Genomic DNA, 22,871 nt, shown 5'->3' with positions numbered 1-22,871 from the left:
CCATGCCACTGAAAGATACCCGCCGCACCCTGCTACTGGTCGATGACGAGCCCTCCAACCTGCATGTGCTGCGGCACATACTGCAGGACGATTACCGCCTGCTGTTTGCCCGCGACGGCGAACGGGCGCTGGAGTTGGCCGGCACCGAACGGCCCGACCTGATCCTGCTCGACGTGATGATGCCTGGCATGACCGGGTACCAGGTGTGCGAGCGGCTCAAGGCCAACCCACTGACCGACAGCATCCCGGTCATCTTCGTCACCGCCCTGAGCAACGTGGAGGACGAGATTCGCGGCTTTGACCTGGGCGCGGTGGATTACATCAGCAAGCCGGTCAGCAGCCCGATCGTTCGCGCGCGGGTGCGTACGCATCTGTCGCTGGTACGCGCCGATGTACTGCGTGAAACCCGCCTGAACATAGTGCAGTGTCTGGGCATGGCGGCGGAATACAAGGACAACGAAACCGGTCTGCACGTCATCCGCATGAGCCACTTCTCGCGAGTGATCGCGCTGGCGGCTGGCTTCAGCGAGGAGGATGCCGATGAAATACTGCACGCCGCGCCCATGCACGACGTGGGCAAGATCGGCATTCCGGATGCGGTACTGCAAAAACCCGGAAAACTGGACGCCCAGGAATGGCAGATCATGCGCGAACACCCGGAGATCGGCGCTCAGATCATTGGCGACCACGACGCCAGCCTGTTGCAGATGGCCCGCCGCATCGCCCTTTCGCACCATGAAAAATGGGATGGTACGGGCTATCCGAAAGGCCTGTCCGGCGAGGACATTCCGGTGGAAGGACGCATCGTGGCCATTGCCGATGTCTTCGATGCCCTGACCAGCCAGCGCCCCTACAAGGAAGCCTGGCCGGTACAGAAAGCCGTTGAGCTGATCCGTAGCGAGCGCGGCAAGCACTTTGATCCTGAGCTGGTGGACTGCTTTCTTAGCCAACTGGACGCCATTGTCGAGATCAAGGAGCGCTGGGCCGAATAAGCCCGGCGGCTTGCACGCGGGCAGGAACCGCCGCAGACTGCGTCGGTCTGACCCTGGTCACCACGCTGCGGAAATACCCCCATGCTGCTGAAACCCCTGCTGCCCTTCCTGCTGTCTTGTCTGCTGACCATCCCTATGCAGGCCAGCGCCGCCGAGCCCCGCGAGGTCGACTGGCTCGACCTGTTGCCGGCCGAGGACTACCAGGCGATGCTCGACATGCCCGAGCTGGATCACGGCAACGGCCCGGACGCCAACGGCGACTTCACCACCAGCCTGCGTCAGGATGACAACAGCCTGCCCGAGGTGATGTACTCGACCCGCGTGGTGGCCGCCATGGATCAGCAGCAAATTCGCATCGGTGGTTACCCGGTGCCCATAGAAAGCGATGCCGCCGGGCGCTACACCCAGTTTTTTCTGGTGCCCTACGCCGGCGCGTGCATCCACGTGCCACCGCCGCCGCCAAACCAGATTATTCTGGTGGATTACCCAGCCGGGATCGACCTCAGCGACATTTACCAGCCGCTACTGGTCGAGGGCCTGTTGCAGGTTGCCCAGACCAGCAACGCCCTGGCCGATGCCAGCTACCAGATGAAAGCCGCGCAGGTAACGCTCTACGACGGGCCTTGAGCGGCGCACCCAGGTTGCCCCGTTTAGCGTTACACAATCGCCCAGCCGGGTGGCACATTCCCCCCAGGCAATCCGCTATGCTGTCGAACTGTCATCATCTTAATCGGAGCTGGATTCAATGCAATTTCTGATTGGCCTGATCGGTCTGCTGCTGCTCATCGTCACCAGTCTGCGCCGCTGGTTGTTACGCCGCGAATCCCCGCAGAAACAGGCCATCGACTTTTCCGGCGAGCTGTATCAAGTTGGCTCGGCCGTGATTGCGCGCAGCCGCACCGACGCGCCCGCCGGTACCGTCATTGTCATGCACGGCTTTGTCGAGAACTTCCTCTATTTTACCGAGTACTACAGCGACCCCGAGCTACAGCTGATCATGCTGACCAGCGCCGATTATCATTTGCCGGTCAACCAGCCGCGCTTCACCGCCGCCGAGTGGAGCACCCCCCCGGCGGTCGCCCCGGTACCATCGCCTATGATGCCGGCGTACTCAATCAGGCGCTGGAACACCTGGCCACCGGCACTCGTGTGCGCGTGCACGGCCACTCGCGCGGCGGCGCAGTAACCCTGGAGGCGGCACGTCAACGCCCCGACCTGTTTGAGCAGGTCGAGGTGATTCTGGAGGCACCGGTGCTGCCCCAAGGCAAACCCTACAAACCGGTACCGCCGCTGGCACGCTGGTTTGCGCCCTTCTATCTGTTTGCCTGGCAGCAACAACCGATCAGCCCGGCCAGCGCGATGATCTTCGGGCCACTGGACAACCCGCGCAAGCGCGAGCTGATCATGGCACTGCCGTTCAACCCGCGGTTCGGCCATACCTTTGTGACCAACATGAATGACCTGGCAAAGTGGATGGACACCACCGGCAGCGATATCTACCAGCACGTGAAGTACGGCGCCATCCTGGTCCCGACCAAGGACCGGGTGCTACAGGTTGCGGCCATGCGCGCCAGCGCGCAGCAAGCCGAGAACCTGCAGATCATCGACGTTGACGACTGCAGCCATCTGGTTACCGCTGACCGGCCGGATGCCATCCCGCCGCTGCCCGGGGTCTGAGGTGAGCTACAGCTTCGCGCCCATTGGTGTACTGCACTCGTGCTTCAGCGAAAAGTTCGCCATTCCCCGACAACCGCTACTGGCGCCTGCCGCCACCGCCACGCTTGAACTGTTCGCCCCCTACAATCAACCCGAGGCGCTGGAAGGTCTTGAGCAGGTCAGCCACCTGTGGCTGCTGTTCGTGTTCCATGCCGCCGACAGCGGCCCAAAGCACCTGCGTGTCAGGCCGCCGCGGCTGGGCGGCAACCGCCGTATTGGCGTGTTCGCCAGCCGCGCCACCCATCGCCCCAATCCGCTGGGTCAATCGGTGGTCAAGCTCGAAGGCATAGTCGACGGCAAGCTGTTGTTATCCGGCATAGACCTGCTCGATGGCACGCCGATACTGGATATCAAACCCTACGTGCCTTATGCCGACAGCCTGCCCGAGGCGCGCAACGCGCTGGCACCCGCACCACCACCGCCGATCAAGGTCGAGTGGTCCGAGGCCGCGCTGCAACAGGCCCGCCAGCACGCCGAGCGCCTGCACAGCGACCTGGTTGCCCTAATCGAGCAGTGCCTGGCACAGGACCCCAAGCCGGCTTACCAGCAGCCCGAGCCCAGCCGCGAGTACGGCGTGTGCTTCTGGGATCTGAACGTGCGCTGGCACTACCCCAGCCCCAGCTGCATTCGCGTTCTGGACGTACAACCGGCCCACGCCGATAGCTGAGCTGTAACCACTTCCTAGGTTTTCGGTTATATACTCCCGGTCAAACGCCAAACGGACGCTGGCCTGACCTATGGGTGTGCTGTACTTTTCCCCGATGTTGCTCGGCATTTGCCTGCTACTGGCCATTGCGGTCAGTGCCACGGCATTGCGCTTCATGGCCCCCGGCGAACAGGGCCCGGGCCTCTGGATGGCCGGCAGCTGGTCGCTGATTGCCGGTATCGGCCTGTTTATCGGCTTTATCATTACCCATAACCCCGTGCTCAACGTACTCGGCAATGCCGCACAGCTGGCCGGCGAGGCCTTGTTTTTATTGGGTATTTTCCGTTTCATGGGCCGGCCGCTACCCTGGTGGACAGTCCCGGCCAGTGCCGGCTGCATGGCACTGGTGAATACCCACTACTGGCTGTTTGACGGCAATTCCGACTTTCTCATGGGCGTGTACTCCAGCATTGCCGGCTTGCTCCCGGCGCAGGCAATCTGGCTGCTGCTGCGTAATCGACAGGACCGCCAAACGCGTCCGGCGCAGTGGCTGGTGGGAGTAAGCCTCAGTATTTACTCTCTGGTCACCCTGCTGCGCGGCTATCTGGGTTATCACGACTGGTGGCACGATCAGCCCTATGTGCAGCCGTATGAATCGTTCAGCTATCTGTTGCCCTACAACTTCGCCATTCCGGCACTGGTCATGGGCTTTGTCGGCTGCACTCTGATGACCACCCAACGCGTACTCGGACGCAGTCGTCTGCTGGCAGACCAGCTGCAGGAACTGGCCACCCGCGACCCATTGACCGGCGTGCTCAATCGGCGCGCCTTCCACGAACAATTGGTGCAGGAAATGGCGCGTGCCAAACGGCACGGCACACCCCTGTGCCTGGCTATGCTGGATCTGGATCACTTCAAACAGCTCAACGACCGTCTGGGCCACTTGGGGGGCGATCAGGCATTGCTGCAGTTTGCCCGCCAGTGCCAGCAACAGGCGCGCAGCACCGACGGCTTTGCCCGCTTTGGCGGCGAAGAGTTTGTCCTGCTGTTGCCGCACACCAGCCTGAGCGAGGCGCAACAGGTACTGCACCGGCTGCATCAGAATGTCAGTCGGCAGCCCTGCGCGTACCTGCAGCAGCGCTATCATCTGGGTTACAGCACCGGGCTGGCAGAACTGCGCGAAGACGACAGCGCCGATAGCCTGCTCAAGCACGCGGATCAGGCGTTGTATGCCGCCAAGGCGGCCGGGCGTAACTGCCTGCGTATCTGGAGAGCCGACCTGTAAGCGTCGAGAAACGCCGATACATGGCATACTGCTCACCATCGCGTTACTGAAAAAAGAGAGGATTTAGACGGTGTTCAATCTAGGCCACGTCGCGCTGCTCATGCTGCTCATCCTGATTGGCTGGTGGCTGTTGCGCAATCTGGGGCTGCGAGACCGCGCCATGCAGCTGGTGCGCCGCGAATGTGAACGTAGTGACGTTCAACTGCTGGATGAGAGCATTGCGCTGTCGGGCGTACGTTTAGCCCGTAACAGGCGTGGCCGGCCAGGCCTGGTACGCCGCTATGCCTTCGAGTTCACGGTGACCGGCGAGCATCGCTATGACGGTTACATCGACCTGCACGGCCAACAGCTGCTGCACCTGGAGCTGGCGCCCCACCCGTTCCCGGACGGGTCCCCGCGCTCAGACGCGGAGCCACCACGCAGCGCAACCATTTACCGCATACATTAACCTTGTTTATCAAAAGGTTATGATCAATAGGCAAAGGTTCCACGTGGAACCACCGCAGATCAACCAGGCATGCCTGCCATGCTGACGCAGATACCAACCCACTTGATTGGCGGCCCCTTGGGCGCGGGTAAGACGTCGCTGCTGCAAAGCCTGTTGCGTCAGCGCCCGGCTGGTGAACGCTGGGCACTGCTGATCAACGAGTTCGGCCAGGTAGGCCTCGATAGGGCCTTGCTGGGCAGCAACGCCAACCCTGCCCAGGGCGTGACCCTGAGCGAGATTCCGGGAGGCTGCCTGTGCTGCGTCAATGGCCTGCCCTTCCAGGTCGGCTTGGGCCGACTTCTGCGCAAGGCCAGACCCGACCGCGTGTTTATCGAAGCCTCTGGCCTGGGCCACCCTGCTGCTCTGTTAAGACAATTGGCTGAGCCGCCCTGGCAGGGCGTACTGGCGCTGCAGCCGCTGATCATTGTGCTGGACGCGGCCAGCCTGAGCGCTGGACAGCCGCTGGCCGACAGTCAACACCAGGCTCTGCCGCTGGCGGGTCTGCTGCTGTGCAACAAGGCCGAAGGCTTTGACGCGGGCTGCCAACATCGCCTGCAACAACAACTACCGGCCACAGCCAGGGTGGTGTTTACCACGCAGGGTGAGCTGCACTGGCAGGCCGTCCCGAAATCCCCTGGTAAGTCCGCTTCCCGCGACTTGCCGCAGGCGGCTGAAGCTCCCGCCGTCCTGCCCGACCTCTGGCTGAACCCCGCACATTGGCGCCTCTCGCACCAGTTGCAGCAGGCACCCTTCTCCTTGGGCTGGCGCATGTCACCGCAACAGCAATTCAGTCTGGCCAAGCTGCAGCATTGGCTTGAGGTCGCCAGTTGGCAACGCGCCAAGGGCATAGTCAATACCGATCAGGGCTGGCGAGCTTTCAACCTGCTGCCTGGCGCCGCCATTGCCTGGACAGACAGCCCATGGCGCGAGGACAACCGAGTGGAGCTGATCGTCACCGACAGCACGCAGGCAAACGCCCTGGAGCAGGGCTTGCGGGCAGCCACGCTGAGCCAGTAAGGTAAGCGCTTGCCCGCTCAAAGACGCTACCCTCCATGACCCGATTCGCTTTCGTGCTGCCTGCGCTCGCTCTAATGCTGGTCAACGCTACTGCCTGGGCTCAAGCCTGCCTGATCGAATCAACCGATCAGCAAGTGCCGATCCGTCTCTGTCAGCAAAACATGACAATCCCCAAGCAACTGTTTTCAAACAATTTTTGCCACCCGAACATACCCGACCGGACGTTCTCCATCAGCATGATCGACGAATGTCCGGAAGGCGCCTATGGCAGCTGTACAGGCGCACGCACTGAAGGGGTCGGTTATCAGCAAACGATTCACTATTACAGCGACGCCGATGATGCGCCGGTATTGAAGGCCTACTGTGAGAAGGTCAGCAACGGGGTGTGGCAATCAGCGCCAGCGGCGCGCTAGTCATTGCGCCGGCGCAGACGGCGGCAGCTGACTCACATCCAACTGGTCGCCCGGCTTGAGCCCCAAAGCCTGAGCGGTGCCCGCCGGCACCTCCAGCACATAGCGCATTGGCTCACTGGCTTGATAGATGCTGCAGGGCGTTTGCTGGCAAGGCGGTACCTCGGCAAACACATGTTGAATACGCCCGCTGGCATCGACAAACAATAGATCCAGACTGATCTGCATATTGTGCATCCAGATCGCCGGGCGTGTACCCGCCGGGAAATCAAACAACATGCCGGTCTGCGGCGCCAACACCTGTCCCATCAGTCCCTGCCGTCGCGTTTCCGGGTCGGCCGCCACGCTGAACCGGAACACCTGGTTACCCAGGGTGAGCTGTTGCTCGGCCGCCAATGCCACGAGCGGCGGCCAGACCAGCAGTACGCCAGCCAGCCAGAGAAGCCGGCGGCTCACAAGTTATCCTTGAGCAGGTTCTGGTAGACCATGTTGGTCAAGTAAAGGCGGTCCTGCTCGCTGATGTCGACAAACTCCACCCCGGTGGCAATCAGCCCCTGCTGGGTTTCATCGTTGCTGACTGCGCGCACCCTGGCATTGATGGTCAGGTACACATCCAGCCCGGCTGGATTGATGCGGAATGACAACTTGATCTGTTCTTCCTTCTGCGCAACCGGCTTGGGCGACAACATGCGCGCACCGCCCACACTCATGTCGGTCATACGCGCTGAGCCCTGGCTGCCATCAGCGCGGACAATAGCGGTAACCAGATCGACCGACACCCGTGCCGAACTGCGGATGCGCATCGACTGCACACTGTCGGGATAGGCCAAATGCAGGTAAGGAAACGGCGAGAGGTTGGATTTCAGCACGCGCGTCTTGTAGGCCACCGCATCCTTGCCAACAAAGCCGCGTACCAGAAACTGCTGGCCTTCCTTCACAAACACCAGTTTGCCTTGTTGCATCGGCGCCGTAACCAGCAGGCTGACGGGCGCATGAAAGCCGATCATACGTACCTGATAACGCTCGGCGTGGGTCGGGTGCAGTGTCTGCAACTGCACCAGATCGCCCGGCGCGAGTTGCACCTGTGCCAGGCTGGATATCTGCCCATCACCGGCCGCCGGCGCGGCTGGCGATGCGGGAGCTTCCTGCTGGGGTGCCGAGCGGAACAGCCCCAGCTTGAGCAATTGACCCAATAATGGCTTGTTGTCGATCACGTGACCGTGCGGAAACAGCACCTTGCCGTCCGCATCCACGACATTCCAGGGCAGGGCCTTGCCCAGTGGAATGTCTTCTTCAACCAAGGCTATCAAAGACACACAGTCGCTCCGACAAGTAACAGAAAGTCCATTTATCAATGTAGCAGTGTTGATGGCCTCAGGCTATATCAAGAGTGGCTCATCGATACAGATCCGCCCGCGTCCAGGGCAGATGGTGCTGACCATTTTCCAGGGGCTTGACCGCCAGTATCTGGTGGATGTTCATCCAGTTCCTGGCAAAGCCGTACGCGCATCCGGCCAGATACAGACGCCAGATTCTCAGCGCGCGGTCATCCACGTACTGGCTGGCCCGTTCCAGCTGCGCTTCCAGGTTGGCGCTCCAGTGTTCCAGCGTACGGGCATAGTGCAAGCGCAGGCTTTCCACATCCACCACCTCCAGCCCCTGATCACTCATGCTGCTGACCGCCATTGCCAGGTGCGGCAGTTCGCCATGCGGAAATACATAGCGGCCAATGAATTGCCCCGCACCGCGGCCCACCTGGCGCCCGTCGCTATGCTTGGCAGTGATGCCGTGGTTCATCACCAACCCGCCGGGCTTGACCTGATCATGCAGAATGGCGAAATAGCGATTGAGGTTGGCGTGTCCGACGTGCTCGAACATGCCCACGCTGACGACCTTGTCGAATTGTCCCTGCCCCTTGAGATCGCGATAGTCCTGCAGTTCCAGTTGCACCTGGCCATGCAGACCCTGAGCCTGCACGCGTTCACGGCCCAGTTGCAACTGCGCCTTGCTAAGGGTTATGCCATATACGCTGACGCCGTATTCTCGCGCCGCGTGTCGCGCCAGACCGCCCCAGCCACAGCCCACATCGAGCAAGCGCTCCCCTGGCTTGAGCCGCAGTTTGCGACACAAGTGATCCAGCTTCTGGATCTGCGCCTTGGCCAGTGAATCTGTAGGGGCATGAAAGTAACCGCAGGAATAAACCATCTCCGGGTCCAGCCAGAGCGCATAAAAGTCGTTAGAGAGGTCGTAATGGTAGGCAATGGCGTCAGCGTCGGTCTGCTTGTCATGCGCGCTGCGTTGCGGCGCGCTTTCCGGGTCGTCGCCCAACAGCGACTTGCTGAGTCTATCTGCCACCGCGATCACATCCATGATGGCACCGCGAATGTTCAAGCGCTGCTGGATAAAGGCCTCGCCCAGTTTATCCAGGGTGGGGCTCGTCAGTTCCTGCAGCAGCGTGGGATCCTGAATTTCCAGTGTAACCCGCGGGTTGGGGCCCAGATCAAAACTGCCGCCGCCGGCAAGGCTGATGCGCAGTGGTAGCTGTAACGAACCCAGGGTGGAAGACAGTTGTGCAAGCATGTGAAAGCACCTCCGGCTCGGACAAAGACATCTCCTGAATATAGAACAGCCTTCAATAGATGTGATTTATCCGCAGCGAGAGGGTTTTCTATCGGCGCCTCAGGCCTTTTGCGGGCGCTTCCAGCCATTGATGTTGCGCTGCCGGGCACGGCTGACTGCAAGACTGTCAGCCGGTACGTCGGTGGTAATAGTCGAGCCGGCTGCGGTGGTCGCTTGGGCGCCTACCGTAACCGGTGCAACCAGCGCGGTATTGGTGCCAATAAAGGCGCCGTCTTCAATGCGTGTCTGGTGCTTGTTGACCCCATCGTAATTGCAGGTAATGGTGCCGGCACCGATATTGACCTCACAGCCCACCTCGGCATCGCCGATGTAGGACAGATGGTTGACCTTGGACCCAGCGCCAATAATCGCCTTCTTGGTTTCTACGAAGTTGCCGATCTTGGCGCCGGCGGCCAGTTGGGTGCCCGGCCGCAGCCGCGCGTAGGGCCCGACATCGCAGCCCTGCCCTACCTCGGCCTGCTCCAGGTGGCTAAACGCTTTGATATGGCTCCCTGAGGCGATCACCGAGTCACGAATCACGCAGTTGGCCTCGATAATCACGTTGTCGCCGATGACCACCCGCCCTTCAAAGATCACGTTGATATCAACACTGATATCCTGGCCGACGCTCAAGTCGCCACGCACATCCACCCGTGCCGGATCGGCCAGGGTAACGCCCGCAGCCATCAGGCGCAGCGCTTGCCGGGTCTGGTATTCACGCTCCAATACCGCCAGCTGCTGGCGATTGTTAGCGCCCATCACCTCTTGCTCGCTGGCCGGATGCGCTACCTCGACCGGAATAGCCTCGGCCACCGCCAGGGCAACCACATCGGTCAGATAATATTCGCCCTGCGCGTTCTGGTTGGACAGGCTGCCCAACCAATCTCCGGCGCGCTTGCCGGGCAGGGCCATGATGCCGGTATTGCCCTCACTAATCAGCAGCTGTTCCGCGCTGGCATCCTTTTGCTCTACGATGGCCAATACGCGCCCTGCCGCGTCCCGCAGAATACGTCCGTAGCCCGTCGGGTCCTGCATGTTCACTGTCAGCAAACCCAGTGCCTGCGCACCGGCCTGCTGGCTGAGTTGCTGCAGAGTAGTTGCTTGCAACAGCGGTACATCGCCGTACAGCACCAGAATCTGATCTGCGCCGGCGGTATGCGGCAGCGCCTGCGCCACCGCATGCCCCGTGCCCAGTTGCTCACTTTGCAGCACCCAGTTCAGGTCCGGGGCAGTCAATGCCTTCTGTACCTGCTCGGCACCGTGCCCTACCACCACGTGAATACACTGCGGCGACAACGCCCGTGCACAATCAATCACATGCCCGAGCATGGCTTTGCCCGCCACAGGGTGCAGTACCTTGGGGAGTGAAGAGCGCATGCGAGTGCCCTGGCCGGCGGCAAGGATGACAACGTGCAGATTCATGAACAACGTCCTGTTTGGCGTAAAAACGTGCGGTGAATGATAACAAATGTGCAAGCTGCAAGCTGCAAGCTGCAAGCTGCAAGCTGCAAGCTGCAAGCTGCAAGCTGCAAGCTGCAAGCTGCAAGCTGCAAGCTGCAAGCGTTATCAGGATGGGGCCGGGGTATTACCGGTCAAGTGATTTTGCGCCTACCGGGATTTGCACGGCAGCAGCGGCTTGCCGATCCCTTGGCCCTTGCGTGCACCCTGGTCACTACGTGCAGACAGCAAGCCGTGCGCAGGGGCGGTATTTGGCGCAATAAAAAAGGCAGCCGAAGCTGCCTTTTTTATTGCCGGAGAACTCAGCGATTGTTGCTCGCCGGTCCACCGTATTTCTTGCGAAGTTCCTGCACGGTGCGCAATTGCGCCGCCGCTTCGGCAAGACGAGCAGAAGCCGAACCGTAATCGAACTCGGCACCCTTCTCGTTGAGAGCCGCTTCTGCGGCTTTCTTTGCTTCCAGAGCAGCTGCTTCGTCAATGTCACCGGCACGCAGAGCTGTGTCGGCAAGCACTTTGACCACGTTGGGCTGAACTTCCAGGAAACCGCCGGAGATGTAGAACACCTCTTCGCTGCCATCCTGCTTGATAACCCGAACGGGACCCGGCTTGAGATCGGTCAGCAGCGGTGCGTGGCCGGGCATGATGCCCAGATCACCCAGGTTACCGTGTGCTATCACGCGCTCAACCAGGCCTGAAAACAGCTCTTCTTCCGCGCTTACGATATCGCAGTGCACTGTCATAGCCATTGTTTCGCCTCGGTTTTGCGTCCCCTTCCGGGGACGCACCCATTACATTTTCTTCGCTTTCTCGATCGCTTCGTCGATGGTGCCGACCATGTAGAACGCCTGTTCCGGCATGTGGTCAAACTCACCATTGAGGATGCCCTGGAAGGCACGGATAGTGTCTTTCAGCGACACGTACTTGCCTGGGGCACCAGTGAAGACTTCGGCAACGAAGAACGGCTGCGACAGGAAGCGCTGGATCTTACGAGCGCGGGCTACCAGTTGCTTGTCTTCTTCGGACAGTTCGTCCATACCCAGAATCGCGATGATGTCTTTCAGCTCTTTGTAGCGCTGCAGAACATACTGGACGCCACGGGCACAGTCGTAGTGCTCTTGACCGATAACCAGCGGATCCAGCTGACGAGAGGTGGAATCCAGCGGGTCAACCGCAGGGTAGATACCCAGAGAAGCGATATCACGGGACAGTACCACGGTCGCGTCAAGGTGAGCGAAGGTGGTAGCTGGCGAGGGGTCAGTCAAGTCATCGGCAGGTACGTATACCGCCTGGATCGAGGTGATCGAACCAGTCTTGGTAGAAGTAATACGTTCCTGCAGAACGCCCATCTCTTCAGCCAGCGTCGGCTGGTAACCTACTGCAGAAGGCATACGGCCCAGCAGTGCGGATACTTCGGTACCGGCCAGGGTGTAACGGTAGATGTTGTCGATAAACAACAGTACGTCACGACCTTCGTCACGGAACTTCTCGGCCATGGTCAGACCGGTCAGTGCTACGCGCAGACGGTTACCCGGCGGCTCGTTCATCTGGCCGTATACCAGAGCAACCTTGTCCAGTACGTTGGAGTCCTTCATCTCGTGATAGAAGTCGTTACCTTCACGAGTACGCTCACCTACACCGGCAAAAACGGAATAACCGCTGTGCTCGATGGCGATGTTACGGATCAGCTCCATCATGTTTACGGTCTTGCCCACACCGGCGCCACCGAACAGACCAACCTTACCGCCCTTGGCAAACGGGCAGATCAGGTCGATAACCTTGATGCCGGTTTCCAGCAGCTCGTTGGAACCTGCCTGCTCGTCGTAGCTTGGCGCAGGGCGGTGAATACCCCAGCGCTCTTCTTCGCCGATCGGGCCAGCTTCGTCAATCGGGTTGCCCAGCACGTCCATGATACGGCCCAGGGTCTTGATCCCGACCGGCACGGAAATGTTGGCACCGGTGTTGGCTACGGTCAGACCGCGCTTGACACCTTCGGTGGTACCCATGGCGATGGTACGTACGATGCCATCACCCAGTTGCTGCTGGACTTCCAGGGTCAGGCCCTTGTCAGTCACCTGCAGCGCGTCATACACCTTCGGCACGTCTTCGCGTGGGAATTCCACGTCGATGACGGCGCCGATGATTTGAACGATACGTCCGCTACTCATTTGTTGGTTCCTCTAAATGGTTGAAACCGTTACCGTTAAACCGCGGCGGCGCCGCCGACGATTTCCGAAATTTCCTGAGTGATCGCTGCCTGACGAGCTTTGTTGTAGATAAGCTGCAGACTGTCGATGATCTCACCGGCGTTATCGGTCGCGTTCTTCATTGCGATCATCCGCGCGGCTTGCTCACAGGCGTTGTTTTCGACCACTGCCTGGTATACCTGGGATTCGATATAGCGAACCAGCAGGCCGTCCAGCAGTTCCCGGGCATCGGGCTCGTACAGATAGTCCCAGGTACCCTTTTGTGCTTCCTCGTCATCGGAGGGCACCAGCGGAATCATCTGTTCCACCTTGGGTTGCTGAACCATCGTGTTGACGAAGCCGTTGGAGACCAGGTACAGACGGTCGATGCGACCTTCGTTATAGCCATCAAGCATCACCTTGACGCTGCCGATCAGATCATTCAACGCGGGCTTTTCGCCCAGGTTGCTGATGGCCGCGACAACGTTTCCGCCGTAGCTGCGAAAGAAGGAAGCGCCCTTGCTACCGATCACACACAGCTCGGTTTCAACGTTGCGGTCACGCCACTCTTTCATGCTGTTGACCAGGGCCTTGAACAGGTTAGTGTTCAAGCCACCCGCCAGACCACGATCCGTGCTGACCACGATGTAACCCACCCGCTTGACTTCACGCTCTTGCATGAACGGGTGGCGATACTCCGGGTTGGCGTTGGCCAGATGGCCAATCACCTGCTGGATACGCTCAGCGTAGGGGCGGCTGGCTGCCATGCGCTGTTGTGCCTTGCGCATTTTGCTGACCGCCACCTTTTCCATGGCGCTGGTGATCTTTTGCGTACTTTTAATGCTCGCGATTTTACCGCGAATCTCTTTTGCGCCTGCCATGTCACACCTTTCCAGGTTTGCCCTTGGCCGGATCGCACGATGCGGGATGCAGCATCGCTACATCCCGCCTTCGGCTTACCAGCTCTGGGTTGCCTTGAACTTCTCGATGCCAGACTTGATGCCGGCTTCGATCTCGTCGTTGTAATCGCCCTTCTCGTTGATCTTGGCAAGCAGTGCTGCGTGCTCAGACTTGAAGTAGGCGATCATGGCTTTCTCGAAAGCACCGATCTTGGACTGCTCGACATCGGTCAGGAAGCCCTTCTCGGCAGCGAACAGGCTGATGCCCATTTCGGCAACAGACATGGGCGCATACTGGTCTTGCTTCATCAGTTCGGTAACACGCTGACCGTGCTCAAGCTGCTTGCGGGTCGCTTCGTCCAGATCAGAAGCAAACTGGGCGAAAGCCGCCAGTTCGCGGAACTGAGCCAGTGCGGTACGAATACCACCGGACAGCTTCTTGATGATCTTGGTCTGCGCTGCACCACCTACCCGGGATACCGATACACCCGCGTTAACCGCCGGACGAACGCCGGAGTTGAACAGGTTGGATTCCAGGAAGATCTGACCGTCTGTGATCGAGATCACGTTGGTCGGTACGAAAGCAGATACGTCACCGGCTTGGGTTTCGATGATCGGCAGAGCCGTCAGGGAACCTGTCTTGCCAGTTACGGCGCCATTGGTGTACTTCTCGACCCATTCTTCAGAAACGCGGGAAGCGCGCTCCAGCAGACGGCTGTGGAGATAGAACACGTCACCGGGGTAGGCTTCACGACCCGGCGGACGACGCAGCAGCAGGGAGATCTGACGGTAGGCAACAGCCTGCTTGGACAGATCGTCATAAATGATCAGAGCGTCTTCGCCGCGATCACGGAAGTACTCACCCATGGTGCAGCCAGCGTAAGGAGCCAGGAACTGCAGGGAAGCCGGATCGGAAGCAGAAGCGGCGACGATGATGGTGTGCGCCATGGCATCGTGCTCTTCCAGCTTGCGTACCACGTTGGCGATGGTCGACTGCTTCTGACCTACAGCAACGTACACACACTTAACGCCGGAGCCTTTCTGGTTGATGATCGCATCAACCGCCATGGCGGTTTTACCAGTCTGACGGTCACCAATGATCAGCTCACGCTGACCACGACCTACCGGTACCATGGCGTCAACCGCCTTGTAACCAGTCTGGATCGGTTGGTCAACGGACTTACGCCAGATCACACCTGGGGCAACCTTCTCGACTGCGTCGGTGGCCTTGGCGTTGATTTCGCCCTTGCCGTCAATTGGCGCGCCCAAGGTGTTGACCACCCGGCCCAGCAGTTCCGGACCAACCGGTACTTCCAGGATGCGACCAGTACACTTGACGGTCATACCTTCGGCCAGATTCAGGTAATCACCCAGAATCACGGCACCTACGGAGTCCTGCTCCAGGTTAAGTGCCATACCGTAAACGCCTTCAGGGAATTCAAGCATTTCCCCGTACATAACATCGGCGAGACCGTGAATCCGCACAATACCGTCAGATACGGAAAGAATCGTACCTTCGTTACGTGCCTGAGAAGAGATATCGAGCTGCTCGATCCGCTTCTTGATGATGTCACTGATCTCTGATGGATTCAGTTGTTGCATGCCTTTATCCTCAAAACCTTATGCTGAAATCAGGAGCCCAATGACTCGGCCAGTTTGGTCAGCTTTCCGCGTACAGAGGCGTCGATAACCAAGTCGCCGGTGCGAACAACCAATCCACCAATCAATGATGTGTCCAGTGTCGTCTCGATCTGTACATTGCGATCGAGTTTCTTTGACAGTGCCTGGGCGAGCTTCTGCTGCTGTTCTTCAGTCAGCTCAAACGGCGAGCTCACATTGATGTCGATGGTGCGCTCAAGATCAGCTCGGAAGCTGTTGAAAAGCGTTGCAATCTCGGGAAACAGGGCGAGCCTGCGGTTTTCCGCCAGAATCATCAGAAAGTTGCGTTGTTCCTCGCTGGCCGTTTTACCGGTGCACTCGAGGATGAACTCCGCCTTCTTCTGTTCCGCAATACCCGGATTGGTCAGCAGCTGTCGAGTTGCTGCATCAGCCACCACTTGACCGGCGGCCGTCAGCAACTCATCCCACTCTGCCAGCGCTTGTTGGGCTTTTGCCCGCTCAAATGCCGCTTTGGCGTAGGGACGGGCCAGCGTAATCAGTTCTGCCATGATGACCTCGCTTAGAGTTCGGCTACCAGCTTGTTCAGCATGTCGCCGTGCTTGTCAGCATCGACAGAAGTTTCCAGAATCTTCTCGGCACCGGCGACAGCGATAGCAGCGATTTCAGTGCGCAGAGCATCTCTGGCCTTGACCCGCTGTTGCTCGATTTCTGCCTGAGCCTGCGCCAGAATCTTCTGACCTTCCTTGCGAGCATCCTCTTTGGAGGCTTCAACAATCTGGTTGGCACGCTTGTTGGCCTGCTCAATCAGTGCTGCTGCCTGCTCTTTGGCGTGACGCAGTTCCTGGGCCGACTTTTCTTGCGTCAGCTCCAGATCCTTGGCCGCCCGATCAGAGGCTGCAAGACCATCCGCGATCTTCTTCTGGCGTTCCTGCAGAGCAGTGATGACCGGAGGCCATACATACTTCATGCAGAACACCACGAAGATGAAGAACGCGATAGCTTGACCCAGTATCGTCAAATTAATGTTCACGTCTTCACCTCTTGCCTATCGTATTCAATACCTTCAAGTCGGAGCCGCCGTTGCCGGCGAGCACCTTAAGCAACTTGGGCAATGAAGGGGTTGGCAAAGGTGAAGAACAGAGCGATACCAACACCGATCATGGTTACGGCGTCAAGCAGACCAGCGACGATGAACATTTTGACCTGCAGCATGGGGATCATTTCTGGCTGACGCGCAGCGCCTTCCAGGAATTTGCCACCCAGGATACCAAAGCCGATAGCGGTACCCAGTGCGCCCAGGCCAATCAGCAGTGCTACGGCAATCGCGGTCATTCCAACTACAGTTTCCATTTAAAGCTCCCAGTTTCAGTTAATTTCAAGTTGTGGGTTTTCGGTAAAAACTAAATCGTTCGTTTGCGCCAACTCAGTGGCCGTCTTCGTGCGCCATACTCAGATACACGATGGTCAGCATCATGAAGATGAACGCCTGCAACGTGATAATCAGAATGTGGAAGATAGCCCATGGCACGGAGAGTGCCCACTGTGCCCAGAAGGGCAACAGGGCGATCAGGATGAAGATCAGCTCACCGGCGTACAGGTTACCGAACAGTCGCAGCGCGAGAGAGACTGGCTTGGCCAGCAGGCTGACGCCTTCGAGCAACAGGTTGACCGGGATCAGCAGCACCTTGAGGAAGATGTTGCTGGAAGAGAACGGGTGCAGGGTCAGCTCGCCGAGGAAGCCACCAACGCCTTTCACCTTGATGCTGTAGAAAATGATCAGTGCGAAGACCGACAGCGACATGCCCAGAGTGGCGTTCACGTCAGTGGTCGGCACGACCTTCATGTATTCAACGCCGGCCAAGTGGAACAGTTGCGGCAGGAAGTCTACCGGCACCAGATCCATGAGGTTCATCAGGAATACCCAGCAGAAAATAGTCAGTGCCAGGGGTGCGATGACCTTGTTACGGCCGTGGAAGGTTTCCTTGACGCTCTGATCGACGAACTCGACCATCATTTCAACGAAGTTCTGCAGACCACCGGGGGTGTCTGAGGTGGCTTTCTTGGCCGCCATGCGGAACAGGAAGAGGAACAGGCCGCCGAGGAAAATGGACCAGCCCATGGTATCCAGATGGATCGCCATAAAGCCCATGTCGGATGCTTCCTGACCACCGTGGGCAATAGTCCAGGTGGCATTTTCCAGAACGCTGCCGTCGGCACGCTCATAGCCAGCCGGGAGCTTCCCGTAGGTCAGATTCTGGAGGTGGTGCTTGATGTACTCTGATGCGGTGCCTGCCATATCGTTCTCTCAGGTCCTTTAGCTTTGCTGCGCTTTACCACCGAAAACTACCGGTGTTAGCCAGTTGGTAACCAGCATGATCGCAAATGTTAGAAACAGTGCCGATACGTCTAACGGCTTAATACTTTTGAACACCACCGCAAAGAGGATGGCGCAAAGAATGAGCTTGCCTGTCTCACCCTTGTAAAATGATCCCATTATCTGCTTCGCAGCACGCGCACCGCTGTAGCGAAAAGCCTTCAGCGCAAAATACACATTGGGGAGGAAGAAAATGATGCCTCCCAGCAGGGCGGAATAGGCCGCCACGGGGCTTTTAATCCAGAAAACCAGCCCCATTAAAAGAATTACGCCAGCCTGGAACGCAAACCATTTGCCTAGCGGGGGACGACGAATGGCATTGGTCTTCATTGTCGTCATAACTGCTCTGATCATCCCGCCGGACGCTGCGTGTCTGTATCGAATTACCGGACTACCCGTAAAGCGCCGGTGATTATATGTGTTCGCCTGCCCTGAATCAACAAAACGCTGGCCGCTCTCCCCCCCGCGAAGGCGCATGATGACTGAAGTTCGCGGGAGTTTGCGTTCACTTGGTTGTGCTTGCCGTCCGGCCACTACATCTTGTGGTCGAGGCTGGAATACCCTCATTTTACGGTCATGTTTTGTAATAATTATTGACCCAAGGCAAGGCCTTGGGACGACAGCAAAGGATCAGGGGAGCTTAGCGGATATGCCCAAGAATGCCATCGAGCTCATCCAGTGAGCTGTAACTGATCACCAGTTTCCCTTTGCCCTTGGCACCGTGTTGCAGTTTGACCTCGGCACCCAAACGTTCGCCAAGGTCCTGTTGCAGACGCTCGACGTCGGGATTGAGACGCTGTTGGCCGGGATCACGACGGGGGTTGAGCCATTGGCGCACCAGTGCCTCGGTCTGACGAACGGTCAGCCCTTTGGCCACCACCTGGCGGGCGGCAGCGGTCTGTTGTTCGGCGGGCAGGCCCAGTAGCGCGCGTGCATGGCCCATTTCCAGGTCGCCGCGTTCGAGCATGGTTTTGACATCGTCGGGCAAACTGGTCAGGCGCAGCAGGTTGGTGATACTGACGCGACTTTTGCCCACCGCGTCAGCGACCTGCTGCTGGGTGAGTTCGAACTCCTGTTGCAGCCGCTGCAGGGCAATGGCTTCTTCGATCGGATTGAGATCTTCGCGCTGGATGTTTTCGATCAGCGCCATGGCGATGGCGGCTTCATCGGGCACATCACGAATGACCGTGGGTATGGTATCCAGTCCGGCCAGTTGGGTGGCGCGCCAGCGACGCTCACCGGCAATGATCTCGTAGCGTTCGTCCGCAATGGCACGCACGACAATCGGCTGCATCACGCCCTGGGCGCGGATCGACTCCGCCAACTCTTCCAATGCCTGCGGGTCCATGTCACGGCGGGGCTGATACTTGCCGCGCTGAATCAGGTCGACCGGCAGTTCCTTGAGTTGCTGATCCTGGTTGTTGCTCGCACCGTCGGTGGTGTTGCCCTGCCCGAGCAGCGCATCCAGTCCTCGTCCCAAGCCGCGTTTCTTGCCCGCCATGCCGGTATTGTCCTTGTTGGTTATTCGTTCAAATCTGTCACGGCGGCCGCTTTGGCTGCCTGTCGAGTACGTCGCACTACTTCCCCGGCCAGCGCCAGATAGGCGACTGCGCCGCGCGACTGCTTGTCGTAGGCCAATGCCGGCATACCAAAACTGGGGGCTTCGGCCAGACGCACATTGCGCGGAATTACGGTTTGATAGAGCTTGTCGCCAAAATGCGCGGTGAGCTGCGCGGATACATCCAGCGTCAGGCTATTGCGCGGATCGTACATGGTGCGCAACAGCCCCTCGATCTGCAGCGCGGGGTTGAGCACCGATGCGATGCGGCTGATGGTGTTGACCAGTGCCGACAGGCCTTCGAGTGCGTAGTACTCGCATTGCATGGGAATGATCACACCATCGGCGGCGACCAGGCCATTGACCGTCAGCATATTGAGCGACGGCGGGCAGTCGATGAGGATGAAATCGTACTGGGTACGCGCCTTGACCAAGGCGTAGCGCAGCCGGCTTTCCTTCATCTTGATGTTCATCAATTCAACTTCGGCGGCGGTCAGATCGCCATTGGCGGGCAGCAGATCATAGCCGCCATGCTCGGAGCGCTGTAATGCCTGATCGAATTCGCAGCGCCCGGTCAGCAGTTCGTATACCGAATTGTCCAGATCAGCTTTGTTGATGCCACTGCCCATGGTGGCGTTACCCTGCGGGTCGAGGTCGATCAGCAGTACCTTGCGCTTGGTCGCAGCCAGGGAGGCGGCAAGATTGATGGTGGTGGTGGTTTTACCCACACCGCCTTTCTGGTTGGCCACTGCCAAAACCTTGCCCACATTGACCTCCTTTACGATTAACCCTGATCCGTGCGACGCAGTATCAGCAGATGCCGGTGGCCGACGCAACCGGGGACCGACAATTCTGCACTACGCTCCAGCGTGAAGTCGACCGGCATTGCCGCCAGCTCGTCCTCAGGATACACACCTTTCATCGCCAGCCAGCGAGTTTCTGCATTACCCAGCTGGCGGGTCTTGTCGACGAAGTCGCCGAGCGCGCTGAAGGCACGCGAGGTGATGCCGGTAAAGGGTTTATCGACTTCGAGTGCTTCTACCCGGCAATTGAATACCTGCAGATTATCCAGCCCCAGCTCCAGCTTGACCTGGGTCAGAAAGCGGGTTTTCTTGCCATTGCTGTCGAGCAGGCTGAAATGCTGGTCAGGGCACATGATGGCCAGAATCACCCCGGGCATGCCGCCGCCGCTGCCAACGTCCAGCCAGGTTTCGCCCTGCACGAAGGGCAGTATGCTCAGGCTGTCGAGCAGATGCCGGCTGACCATCTCATCCGGGTCACGCACGGCGGTCAGGTTGTAGGCCTTGTTCCACTTGTTCAACAGGCCAAGGTAGGCGAGCAGCTTGTCGCTTTGCTGCGGTTGCAGATCGATCCCCAACTGACTGGCACCGCTGGCCAGTTGTGCTGCGTGGTCCGCCATCGATGTTATGCCTCCTGGGCCAGTTTGCTGCCACCCAGGGCATTGCGTTTTTTCAGATGAATCAGCAGCAGGCTGACGGCCGCCGGCGTCACACCGGGAATCCGCGAAGCCTGGCCGAGTGTTTGCGGGCGCACATCCGCCAGTTTGTGGCGAATTTCGTTGGACAGGCCGTTGAGCGCGCTGTAATCCAGATCCAGCGGCAGAGCGGTCTGCTCGTGTTGGCGCAGACGGTCGATTTCTTCCTGCTGACGCTCGATGTAACCGGCGTACTTGGTATGAATCTCGACCTGTTCGGCGGCATCCAGCGGAATCTCCACGGCACCGGTCAGTTCGGTCAACGCCTGATAGTCCACTTCCGGGCGGCGCAGCAGGTCGAGCAGGTTGTACTCGTGGGTGAGTGGCGTGTTGTAACGCGCGCTGTAGGCCTTGCCGATGTCACTGGCCGGCTGCACCCAGGTACTGCGCAGGCGCTGGGTTTCCTGCTCGATGGCCTCGCGCTTGGTATTGAACACCGCCCAGCGGGCATCGTCGACCAGGCCCAGTTCGCGGCCCTTGGGGGTCAGGCGCAGATCGGCGTTGTCTTCACGCAGCACCAAGCGGTACTCGGCGCGTGAGGTGAACATGCGATAGGGCTCGCGGGTACCCATGGTGATCAGGTCATCCACCAGCACGCCGATGTAGGCCTCATCACGACGTGGGCACCAGGCTTCCTGACCCTGGGCGCGACGCGCAGCGTTCAGACCGGCCAACAAGCCCTGCGCCGCGGCCTCTTCGTAGCCGGTGGTACCGTTGATCTGGCCGGCAAAGAACAACCCGCCAATCACCTTGGTTTCCAGCGAGTACTTCAGATCCTGCGGGTTGAAATAATCGTATTCGATGGCGTAACCAGGCCGCAGGATATGCGCGTTTTCCATACCGACAATCGACTGCACGATCTGTAGCTGAACGTCGAATGGCAGCGAGGTGGAAATACCGTTGGGATACAGCTCGTGGGTAGTCAGGCCTTCCGGCTCGATGAATACCTGATGCTGGTTCTTGTCGGCAAAGCGATGAATCTTGTCTTCGATCGACGGGCAATAGCGTGGGCCCACCCCTTCGATCACGCCGGTGTACATCGGCGAGCGATCCAGGTTGTTGCGGATGATCTCGTGGGTACGCTCGTTGGTGTAGGTAATCCAGCAGTTCACCTGGGCCGGATGCTGTTGCGCGTTACCCATGAACGACATGACCGGGATCGGCGTATCACCGGGCTGCGCGGTCATCTTGCTGAAATCCACACTACGGCCATCGATGCGCGGCGGCGTCCCGGTTTTCAGGCGATCAACGCGCAGCGGCAACTCGCGCAGGCGTTTGGCCAGGGCGATGGCCGGCGGATCACCGGCGCGACCACCGGAGTAGTTGTCCAGCCCGATGTGAATCAGGCCACCGAGAAAGGTCCCCGTGGTCAGTACCACGTTGTCGGCGAGAAAACGCAGGCCCATCTGGGTCACTACGCCTTTGGCTTCGCCCTGTTCAACGATCAGGTCGTCGCAGGCCTGCTGGAAAATCCACAGATTGGGCTGGTTCTCCAGAATCTCGCGAATAGCCGCTTTGTACAGCACGCGGTCAGCCTGCGCCCGGGTGGCGCGTACCGCCGGGCCCTTGCGGCTGTTGAGCACACGAAACTGGATGCCGGCCTTGTCGGTCGCTATCGCCATGGCGCCACCAAGGGCGTCGATTTCCTTGACCAGATGGCTCTTGCCAATGCCGCCAATGGCGGGGTTGCAACTCATCTGACCCAGCGTTTCGACGTTATGGCTCAGCAGCAGGGTTTTAACGCCCATACGCGCAGCGGCCAGGGCAGCTTCGGTACCGGCATGGCCACCGCCGACCACGATGACGTCAAAGCGACTCGGAAAATCCACGTAACACCTCGTTGCTCAGGTTTTGCCTGGCGTCGGAAAAAGGGGCTGATTATAGGCTCAGGGAGAAAAAAATGCAGCTGCTACTGAGCATTTTTTGTACAGGCCTTTTGCTGGAGGTCGAACAGGAATACAGAAATAGAATAAAAGAAAAAGAATTATATAAAGCTTAATGTAGTTACTACTAATGAGTAGCCGTTTTTCTGTGGGTAAGCCAAAAAACTCTTTATTGATCATAGCATTGCGAGAAGCATAAGCCTGTTAGGAAGCGGTACTGCAGGGGTGG

General features: G+C 59.0%; 26 protein-coding genes. 9 read left to right on the top strand and 17 right to left on the bottom strand.

Annotated elements, in window-relative coordinates; genetic code table 11:
• The first annotated feature begins 2 nt into the window (after positions 1-2).
• The 9 genes from BLU26_RS12170 to BLU26_RS12135 all read left to right on the top strand — a co-directional run bounded on the left by BLU26_RS12170 (position 3) and on the right by BLU26_RS12135 (position 6,556).
• The gene (locus BLU26_RS12170) at positions 3-992 is read left to right on the top strand and encodes a response regulator (protein ID WP_092287040.1); all 990 of its coding nucleotides are present in this window, start codon (positions 3-5) and stop codon (positions 990-992) included.
• An 81-nt stretch (positions 993-1,073) separates the two neighbouring features.
• Complete coding sequence (locus BLU26_RS12165; protein ID WP_092287038.1) at positions 1,074-1,619, top strand: DUF3299 domain-containing protein; 546 nt, start codon at positions 1,074-1,076, stop codon at positions 1,617-1,619.
• Between the two features lie 118 nt (positions 1,620-1,737).
• Positions 1,738-2,178, top strand: coding sequence for a hypothetical protein (locus BLU26_RS18780; protein WP_231701940.1), 441 nt, complete (start codon positions 1,738-1,740; stop codon positions 2,176-2,178).
• A complete protein-coding gene (locus tag BLU26_RS12160; RefSeq protein WP_331457194.1) occupies positions 2,142-2,669 on the top strand; it encodes an alpha/beta hydrolase in 528 nt (175 codons plus the stop codon). The genes BLU26_RS18780 and BLU26_RS12160 overlap by 37 nt, the downstream gene beginning before the upstream one ends.
• Complete coding sequence (gene tsaA, locus BLU26_RS12155; RefSeq protein ID WP_407920326.1) at positions 2,641-3,375, top strand: tRNA (N6-threonylcarbamoyladenosine(37)-N6)-methyltransferase TrmO; 735 nt, start codon at positions 2,641-2,643, stop codon at positions 3,373-3,375. The genes BLU26_RS12160 and tsaA overlap by 29 nt, the downstream gene beginning before the upstream one ends.
• Positions 3,376-3,445: 70 nt before the next feature.
• Positions 3,446-4,639 (top strand): GGDEF domain-containing protein, encoded by a 1,194-nt coding sequence (locus BLU26_RS12150; protein ID WP_092287034.1) that lies wholly within the window; start codon positions 3,446-3,448, stop codon positions 4,637-4,639.
• A 70-nt stretch (positions 4,640-4,709) separates the two neighbouring features.
• Positions 4,710-5,087 carry a DUF3301 domain-containing protein gene (locus BLU26_RS12145; RefSeq protein WP_092287032.1) on the top strand — a complete coding sequence of 126 codons (378 nt, stop codon included), beginning with the start codon at positions 4,710-4,712 and terminating at the stop codon, positions 5,085-5,087.
• Positions 5,088-5,165: 78 nt separating this feature from the next.
• The gene (locus tag BLU26_RS12140; protein ID WP_092287030.1) at positions 5,166-6,143 is read left to right on the top strand and encodes a CobW family GTP-binding protein; all 978 of its coding nucleotides are present in this window, start codon (positions 5,166-5,168) and stop codon (positions 6,141-6,143) included.
• A gap of 35 nt (positions 6,144-6,178) precedes the next feature.
• Positions 6,179-6,556: a hypothetical protein gene (locus BLU26_RS12135; RefSeq protein ID WP_092287028.1), complete on the top strand. Its 378-nt coding sequence runs from the start codon at positions 6,179-6,181 to the stop codon at positions 6,554-6,556.
• Here the strand turns inward: BLU26_RS12135 and BLU26_RS12130 are convergent, their stop codons facing one another.
• The 17 genes from BLU26_RS12130 to mnmG all read right to left on the bottom strand — a co-directional run bounded on the left by BLU26_RS12130 (position 6,557) and on the right by mnmG (position 22,588).
• Positions 6,557-7,009, bottom strand: coding sequence for a DUF192 domain-containing protein (locus BLU26_RS12130; protein ID WP_092287026.1), 453 nt, complete (start codon positions 7,007-7,009; stop codon positions 6,557-6,559).
• On the bottom strand, positions 7,006-7,869 hold the full coding sequence (locus tag BLU26_RS12125) for a flagellar brake protein (protein ID WP_157719360.1): 864 nt from the start codon (positions 7,867-7,869) through the stop codon (positions 7,006-7,008). Before BLU26_RS12125 ends, BLU26_RS12130 begins: the two co-directional genes overlap by 4 nt.
• Positions 7,870-7,948: 79 nt before the next feature.
• Entirely contained in the window at positions 7,949-9,133 is a 1,185-nt protein-coding gene (gene cfaB, locus BLU26_RS12120) for a C17 cyclopropane fatty acid synthase CfaB (protein WP_092287022.1), read from the bottom strand.
• A gap of 99 nt (positions 9,134-9,232) precedes the next feature.
• Positions 9,233-10,594, bottom strand: a complete 1,362-nt coding sequence (gene glmU / locus BLU26_RS12115; protein WP_092287020.1) for a bifunctional UDP-N-acetylglucosamine diphosphorylase/glucosamine-1-phosphate N-acetyltransferase GlmU — start codon at positions 10,592-10,594, stop codon at positions 9,233-9,235.
• Positions 10,595-10,932: 338 nt separating this feature from the next.
• On the bottom strand, positions 10,933-11,376 hold the full coding sequence (locus BLU26_RS12110; RefSeq protein ID WP_092287018.1) for a F0F1 ATP synthase subunit epsilon: 444 nt from the start codon (positions 11,374-11,376) through the stop codon (positions 10,933-10,935).
• A gap of 42 nt (positions 11,377-11,418) precedes the next feature.
• The gene (gene atpD, locus BLU26_RS12105; RefSeq protein WP_092287016.1) at positions 11,419-12,795 is read right to left on the bottom strand and encodes a F0F1 ATP synthase subunit beta; all 1,377 of its coding nucleotides are present in this window, start codon (positions 12,793-12,795) and stop codon (positions 11,419-11,421) included.
• 35 nt (positions 12,796-12,830) lie between these two features.
• On the bottom strand, positions 12,831-13,694 hold the full coding sequence (atpG, locus tag BLU26_RS12100) for a F0F1 ATP synthase subunit gamma (RefSeq protein ID WP_092287014.1): 864 nt from the start codon (positions 13,692-13,694) through the stop codon (positions 12,831-12,833).
• A gap of 75 nt (positions 13,695-13,769) precedes the next feature.
• Entirely contained in the window at positions 13,770-15,314 is a 1,545-nt protein-coding gene (gene atpA, locus BLU26_RS12095; RefSeq protein ID WP_092287012.1) for a F0F1 ATP synthase subunit alpha, read from the bottom strand.
• Between the two features lie 29 nt (positions 15,315-15,343).
• A complete protein-coding gene (locus BLU26_RS12090) occupies positions 15,344-15,880 on the bottom strand; it encodes a F0F1 ATP synthase subunit delta (RefSeq protein WP_092287010.1) in 537 nt (178 codons plus the stop codon).
• An 11-nt stretch (positions 15,881-15,891) separates the two neighbouring features.
• Complete coding sequence (locus BLU26_RS12085) at positions 15,892-16,362, bottom strand: F0F1 ATP synthase subunit B (protein ID WP_092287008.1); 471 nt, start codon at positions 16,360-16,362, stop codon at positions 15,892-15,894.
• Between the two features lie 65 nt (positions 16,363-16,427).
• The gene (gene atpE / locus BLU26_RS12080; RefSeq protein ID WP_092287006.1) at positions 16,428-16,682 is read right to left on the bottom strand and encodes a F0F1 ATP synthase subunit C; all 255 of its coding nucleotides are present in this window, start codon (positions 16,680-16,682) and stop codon (positions 16,428-16,430) included.
• A gap of 73 nt (positions 16,683-16,755) precedes the next feature.
• The gene (atpB, locus tag BLU26_RS12075) at positions 16,756-17,628 is read right to left on the bottom strand and encodes a F0F1 ATP synthase subunit A (protein WP_092287004.1); all 873 of its coding nucleotides are present in this window, start codon (positions 17,626-17,628) and stop codon (positions 16,756-16,758) included.
• A gap of 18 nt (positions 17,629-17,646) precedes the next feature.
• Positions 17,647-18,036, bottom strand: coding sequence for a F0F1 ATP synthase subunit I (locus tag BLU26_RS12070; RefSeq protein WP_231701939.1), 390 nt, complete (start codon positions 18,034-18,036; stop codon positions 17,647-17,649).
• 310 nt (positions 18,037-18,346) lie between these two features.
• On the bottom strand, positions 18,347-19,207 hold the full coding sequence (locus BLU26_RS12065; RefSeq protein WP_092287002.1) for a ParB/RepB/Spo0J family partition protein: 861 nt from the start codon (positions 19,205-19,207) through the stop codon (positions 18,347-18,349).
• 20 nt (positions 19,208-19,227) lie between these two features.
• Entirely contained in the window at positions 19,228-20,031 is an 804-nt protein-coding gene (locus tag BLU26_RS12060; RefSeq protein WP_092287000.1) for a ParA family protein, read from the bottom strand.
• Positions 20,032-20,048: 17 nt separating this feature from the next.
• Positions 20,049-20,684 (bottom strand): 16S rRNA (guanine(527)-N(7))-methyltransferase RsmG, encoded by a 636-nt coding sequence (rsmG, locus tag BLU26_RS12055; protein WP_092286998.1) that lies wholly within the window; start codon positions 20,682-20,684, stop codon positions 20,049-20,051.
• Between the two features lie 5 nt (positions 20,685-20,689).
• Positions 20,690-22,588: a tRNA uridine-5-carboxymethylaminomethyl(34) synthesis enzyme MnmG gene (mnmG, locus tag BLU26_RS12050; protein WP_092286996.1), complete on the bottom strand. Its 1,899-nt coding sequence runs from the start codon at positions 22,586-22,588 to the stop codon at positions 20,690-20,692.
• Positions 22,589-22,871: the final 283 nt, after the last annotated feature.

This window comes from Halopseudomonas sabulinigri (genome assembly GCF_900105255.1).
Classification (GTDB): Bacteria; Pseudomonadota; Gammaproteobacteria; order Pseudomonadales; family Pseudomonadaceae; genus Halopseudomonas; species Halopseudomonas sabulinigri.
Note: the sequence above shows the minus strand (reverse complement) of the source record. Positions and strands in the feature narration are given on the sequence as shown.